The sequence below is a fragment of the Candidatus Symbiopectobacterium sp. genome (assembly GCF_020054415.1).
Lineage (GTDB): Bacteria > Pseudomonadota > Gammaproteobacteria > Enterobacterales > Enterobacteriaceae > Symbiopectobacterium.
This window is the reverse complement of the sequence record NZ_JAHWCO010000078.1, coordinates 1-5,943: the sequence shown is the minus strand read 5'-3', so window position 1 is coordinate 5,943 and position 5,943 is coordinate 1. Positions and strand designations below refer to the sequence as shown.

The following is a 5,943-nucleotide window of genomic DNA, read 5'->3' as shown; positions in this document are numbered from 1 at the left end:
CTGGGCCAACCTGTCGACATTCTTCTCGTACCCGCAGGAACTTCGCAAGGTAATCTACACGACGAACGCTATAGAATCACTGAACAGCGTGATCCGGCATGCAATCAAGAAACGCAAGGTGTTCCCGACTGATGACTCGGTAAAGAAGGTCGTATGGCCGGCAATCCAGGCGGCATCACAGAAATGGACGATGCCCTTACAGGACTGGCGTATGGCAATGAGTCGCTTTGTTATCGAGTTCGGTGACCGCTTTGACGGTCACTTCTGAGGAAAGGCATTTACACAAAATCTTAAACAGGCTCACATCACTCATTGAATACACGACCCAGAGTTTTATCAAGTTTCATAACGCGACACATATCAACCAATAACGACGGTTAGTGTAGGTCGATACGCTGGCTGTTTTTTTGCTTTTCGAGTGAAAGCGTTTAGGCATCCGTGCGCTTAGCATCGGATGCCTAAAAAGGACTAACGAAAATTACGCCTTGGTTGATGTTGACGGGTGTTGGTGCAAATGCACATCCATTTGCGGATAAGGAATGCCGATCTGGTGCTCATCCAACGCCCGTTTAAAACTTTCTAACAGATCCCATTTCACCGCCATGGCATCACCGTTGCTCGTCCAGACCCATACGACAAAATTCAGTGATGATGCGGCCATTTCATTCAAACGGATGGTGACACCACGCTCATGCTGGATGCGCTTATCAGCCGCGACGACATCCCCCAGCACCGTTTTGACCTGGTCAATATCAGCATCATAGGCCACGCCAACGATAATTTCGTTGCGTCTGTCCGGCTCACGACTGCTGTTAATGATGTTTCCGGCAATGATTTTCCCATTGGGAACAACGATGATTTTACCATCCGGCGTATGCATCGTAGTGGAGAAGATCTGCACCTGCGTCACCGTACCAGAAACCCCGCACAAATCGACAAACTCACCGGTACGGAACGGGCGGAACATCACCAACAGTACACCCGCCGCGAAGTTTGACAGCGAGCCTTGCAGCGCCAAACCCACTGCTAAGCCAGCGGCACCCAGCACCGCAATCACCGATGCGGTTTGCACGCCAATACGGCTCAATACTGCAATCAGCGTAAAGGCAATAATCCCGTAACGCACCAATGCAGCGAGAAAATCCGCCACGGTGGTATCAATGCCACGCGCCACCATCACTCTGCTGATACCGTTAGATACCACACGCGCCACCAGCAAGCCGATGAGCAAAATGATAATGGCGGCCACCACGTTCACCGCATACTGAATCAGCAGAGCCTCATTATTGACCACCCATTGCCCCATACGGCTCAGGCTTTCGGTCACATCCAGTTCTTCCATTTGCACTCTCCCTTTTTTTGCATTTCACCCTTTGAAAGGGATGGTTCACACCCAAAATGGCCGCAAAGCGGGCCAGAAAAAATTAAGACTCCTGATAAAAGGAGCCTATTATTTTCATGCATTGCTTATCAATGCACTTATTAATATAGATTACAGTACGTCGATCGTGTTCAGTTCTTTAAACGCTTTTTCTAAACGAGCCACCATGGTTGCCTGGCCAGCACGCAGCCAAACGCGCGGATCGTAGTACTTCTTGTTCGGCTTGTCTGCACCTTCCGGGTTACCCAACTGACCTTGCAGGTAGCCTTCGTTCTTTTTGTAATACGCCAGCACGCCTTCCCAGGTTGCCCATTGGGTGTCGGTGTCGATGTTCATTTTGATCACACCGTAGCTCACCGCTTCGGCGATCTCTTCTGCCGTAGAGCCGGAACCGCCGTGGAACACGAAGTCCAGGCTGTTATGTGGCAGGTTGAATTTCTTGGAGACATATTCCTGCGAATTGTGCAGGATTTTCGGCGTCAGTTGCACGTTACCCGGTTTGTATACGCCATGCACGTTACCAAACGATGCTGCGATGGTGAAACGCGGGCTGACGGCGTGCAATTTTTCGTAGGCGTAAGCCACGTCTTCCGGCTGGGTGTAGAGTGCTGAGTTATCAAGGTGGCTATTGTCCACGCCATCTTCTTCACCGCCGGTGCAACCCAGTTCGATTTCCAGCGTCATGTTGATTTTTGCCATGCGCTTGAGGTATTCGCTGCAAATCTCGATGTTCTCTTCCAGAGACTCTTCCGACAGGTCGATCATGTGGGAGGAGAACAGCGGTTTGCCGGTTGCGGCAAAGTGTTTTTCACCGGCTTCCAGCAGGCCATCCAACCAAGGCAGCAGTTTTTTCGCACAGTGGTCAGTGTGCAGGATAACAGGAATGCCGTAGTGTTCAGCCATCAGGTGAACGTGTTGTGCGCCAGAGATGGCACCGAGGATAGCGGCTTTCTGACCTTCCGCTTTCAGGCCTTTACCCGCTGTAAACGCGGCCCCCCCGTTAGAGAACTGAACGATAACCGGTGCGCTAACTTTCGCTGCCGCCTCCAGCACAGCATTGACGGAGTCAGTACCGACGCAGTTGACTGCGGGCAGAGCAAAACCATTTTCCTTTGCTACTGCGAAAACTTTCTGAACGTCATCGCCAGTGATGACACCAGGTTTTACGAAATCAAAAATTTTAGACATGTTACGTGTCCCGTCTCGTTGGCCGTGGAGGGTTGAGATAATTGACTACGGGCCGGACGCACAGCGTCCGAACCCACCGTTGCACACTCGAAGAGGGAGCAACGGGTTGCCGGGTGACACCCCCGGCAAAGCGGTATTACTGCTTAGCACGCTCTTCCAGCATGACTACCGCAGGCAGTTTTTTACCTTCCACGAACTCCAGGAAAGCACCGCCGCCGGTAGAAATATAAGAAATATTGTCTGCAATACCGAACAGGTCAATCGCGGCCAGCGTATCGCCACCGCCAGCGATGGAGAACGCTTCGCTGTCTGCAATCGCCTGAGCGATGATTTCAGTCCCTTTGCGGAAGTTCGGGAATTCGAACACGCCAACCGGGCCGTTCCACAGGATAGTCTTGGCGTTTTTCAGAATATCGGCCAGACGCTCAGCGGAGACATCACCCAGGTCCAGAATCTGTTCATCATCTTTGATGGCAGTAACAGACTTCAAGGTTGCGGTTGCGGTTTCGGAGAATTCCGTCGCCACGCGCACGTCGCTCGGTACCGGAATATCACAGGTTTCCAGCAATTTTTTCGCTTCAGGGATCAGATCAGCTTCGTACAGCGATTTGCCCACGTTGTGACCCTGTGCCGCCACGAAGGTGTTGGCAATGCCGCCGCCGCCGATCAGTTGGTCAGCGATTTTGGACAATGAGCCCAACACGGTCAGTTTGGTAGACACTTTAGAACCGCCGACGATAGCCACCATAGGACGCTCTGGGTTGCTCAGCGCTTTACCCAACGCTTCCAGTTCGTCTGCCAGCAGCGGGCCTGCACAGGCGATATCAGCAAACTTGCCTACCCCGTGGGTAGAAGCCTGAGCGCGGTGCGCCGTACCAAAAGCATCCATGACGAACACGTCACACAGCGCTGCGTATTTCTTCGACAGCTCTTCGTCGTCTTTCTTCTCGCCTTTGTTGAAGCGAACGTTTTCCAGAACCACCAACTCGCCTTCGGCAACATCAACGCCATCCAGATAATCCTTCGCCAGACGAACTGGAGAAGAAATTTTATCTTTCAGATAGTTAACAACCGGAAGCAGGGAGAATTCTTCGTTGTATTCCCCTTCGGTAGGGCGTCCCAGGTGGGAAGTCACCATGACACGCGCGCCTTGTTTCAGGGCGATTTCAATGGTCAGCAACGACGCACGGATACGCGCATCAGACGTCACTTTACCTTCTTTAACCGGCACGTTCAGATCCGCACGAATCAGTACACGTTTACCCGCCAAATCCAGATCGGTCATCTTAATTACAGACATGGTGAATCCTCTTGTTGATTCTCTTATAAAGTTGTGTAATCTAGATTAAAATCAATTACAATTCAATTGCATATAACTAAAAAACGCAGGCTGCCATCGCGCGTGTTGTATCCAGCATACGATTGGCAAAGCCCCATTCGTTGTCGCACCAGACCAACGTTTTTATCAGGTGCGATCCACTGACCCGCGTCTGCGTACCGTCGACAATGGCACTGTGCGGATCGTGATTAAAATCAGCTGAAACTAGAGGTAATTCAGTATAGTCAACTATACCACGAAATGCTCCATGCGCTGATTTTTGAAAAAGATCATTGATCTCATTAACATTTACCACTTGCCTTACCGTTACGCTTAAATCAATAGCTGTGACATTGATGGTTGGCACGCGTACCGAAATCGCCTCAAAACGGTCAGTAAACTGCGGGAAGATACGCGTAATGCCTGTCGCCAGTTTGGTATCCACGGGAATGATGGACTGGCTGGCCGCGCGGGTGCGGCGCAAATCGCTGTGGTACGCGTCAATCACCGGCTGATCGTTCATCGAAGAGTGGATCGTGGTGACTGTGCCGCTTTCAATGCCGAACGATTCATCCAGCAATTTAATAATGGGAATAATGCAGTTGGTGGTACAGGAGGCGCTAGACACAATGTGGTGTTCTGGCTTCAACGTATCGTGATTGACGCCAAACACCACGGTGGCATCAATATCGTTGGCACCGGGGTGAGAAAACAGCACCTTCTTCGCACCGGCGGCCAGATGTGCTTCGCCGTGCGCACGACTGCCATATACGCCGCTGCAATCAAGCACCACGTCGACACTCAACGCACGCCAAGGCAGCCCCTCAATTTCACGCTGATGCAATAGCAGAATGGCGTCATCGCCCACGTAGAGCTGGTCGCAATCCTGGCGCACATCCCAGGCGAAGCGTCCATGGCTAGTGTCATATTTAAGCAGGTGCGCCATACCTTCCGCGCTCGCCAGCTCGTTAATCGCCACCACGCTAATATCGGCCCGGCGTCCGGATTCGTACAGCGCCCGTAACACGCTGCGGCCAATACGACCAAAACCGTTTATCGCAATACGAATTGTCATCACATTCTCTGTATCAAGCTGAACACTCGAATTATGTAGGGTATATACCCGTCATACTTCACGTTGCAGGTGTGTTGGCTGCGCTCACTCACCCGAATCACTTACCTGAGTAAGCTCATCGGGATTCACTCACTTGCCGCCTTCTTGCAACTAGGGTATATACCCAATAAACCTCAAGATGCAGGTTTGAGCACCTGAAAACGATAGTGAATTCTGGACGTCAGCGAGTCCGCTATTTCTGGTAGCGTATTGGTGAAAAAATTGAATATTGCATCCCGAAAATCGCGCGTATTTTCAAAATAGCGATTATTCCGTGCATGCTCATTCATCACTTTCCACAGGCGTTCTATCGAGTTCAGATTCGGACTGTAAGGCGGTAAATAGTGAAGCTCTATGTTCACGACAAAGGCCCAATCCTTAATCAATTGGGTTCGGTGATAACCCGCACCGTCCAGTATTACATGGATTCTCTGTCGGTAATCAGGGTAACTTTTGCGTATCTCAATGAAAAAACGAGCAATGTTGTAGTCATTAATTGTTTTGTAATCGTGAATAACAGTACCGCCGATATCGCTCAGATTCAGCGCACCCAGTATATTCAGACGTGTTCGACTTCCCGTTGTTTTAACCGACTTTTTATGCCCTTTTCGTATCCATCCATAACTGAGCTTTGTGGCTTGTGTCGGATGAACCGCATCGATAAACAGAATCTGCTCATTGCCGGCTGTTTTCTTTAAATTCTCATAATATTCAATGAAATGCTTCTGATTTTCTTCACTGAATTTATGGGGTACGCCCGCCGGTTTTTTGTAGGAGAAAACATGACTGTGCAACCACTTGTTCATGACGGGAATACTGAATCGGACCAGGATATCGGTAGAATGAAAACACCGCCATCGGTAAACCTGTTGAGAATTTGATTACATCCGGGTGTAGGTTCAAACCCGTCTTGACTCTCCCAGCACAGAGCGATTCGTTTAG

The 5,943-nt window shown here is 50.4% G+C and carries 5 protein-coding genes and 1 pseudogene; 1 reads left to right on the top strand and 5 read right to left on the bottom strand.

Going from position 1 to position 5,943, the window contains the following annotated elements; translation table 11 throughout:
- The coding region (locus QZ506_RS02525; RefSeq protein WP_291968841.1) for a transposase at nucleotides 1-268 on the top strand (268 nt) is incomplete at its 5' end.
- 210 nt (nucleotides 269-478) lie between these two features.
- Here QZ506_RS02525 and mscS read toward each other — a convergent pair.
- The 5 genes and pseudogenes from mscS to QZ506_RS02500 all read right to left on the bottom strand — a co-directional run.
- Complete coding sequence (gene mscS, locus QZ506_RS02520) at nucleotides 479-1,342, bottom strand: small-conductance mechanosensitive channel MscS (RefSeq protein WP_291968840.1); 864 nt, start codon at nucleotides 1,340-1,342, stop codon at nucleotides 479-481.
- Nucleotides 1,343-1,492: 150 nt separating this feature from the next.
- Nucleotides 1,493-2,569, bottom strand: coding sequence for a class II fructose-bisphosphate aldolase (gene fbaA, locus QZ506_RS02515; protein WP_291968838.1), 1,077 nt, complete (start codon nucleotides 2,567-2,569; stop codon nucleotides 1,493-1,495).
- A gap of 136 nt (nucleotides 2,570-2,705) precedes the next feature.
- Nucleotides 2,706-3,869 (bottom strand): phosphoglycerate kinase, encoded by a 1,164-nt coding sequence (pgk, locus tag QZ506_RS02510; protein ID WP_291968836.1) that lies wholly within the window; start codon nucleotides 3,867-3,869, stop codon nucleotides 2,706-2,708.
- Between the two features lie 76 nt (nucleotides 3,870-3,945).
- On the bottom strand, nucleotides 3,946-4,962 hold the full coding sequence (epd, locus tag QZ506_RS02505; protein ID WP_291968834.1) for an erythrose-4-phosphate dehydrogenase: 1,017 nt from the start codon (nucleotides 4,960-4,962) through the stop codon (nucleotides 3,946-3,948).
- 173 nt (nucleotides 4,963-5,135) lie between these two features.
- Nucleotides 5,136-5,828, bottom strand: a pseudogene (locus QZ506_RS02500) (IS630 family transposase); the annotation flags it as partial.
- Nucleotides 5,829-5,943 lie beyond the last annotated feature (115 nt).

Bases quoted from the DNA above. Each gene is read 5' to 3' on its own strand.
- mscS (WP_291968840.1), bottom strand. From the start codon at position 1,342: ATGGAAGAACTGGATGTGACCGAAAGCCTGAGCCGTATGGGGCAATGG.
- fbaA (WP_291968838.1), bottom strand. From the start codon at position 2,569: ATGTCTAAAATTTTTGATTTCGTAAAACCTGGTGTCATCACTGGCGAT.
- pgk (WP_291968836.1), bottom strand. From the start codon at position 3,869: ATGTCTGTAATTAAGATGACCGATCTGGATTTGGCGGGTAAACGTGTA.
- epd (WP_291968834.1), bottom strand. From the start codon at position 4,962: ATGACAATTCGTATTGCGATAAACGGTTTTGGTCGTATTGGCCGCAGC.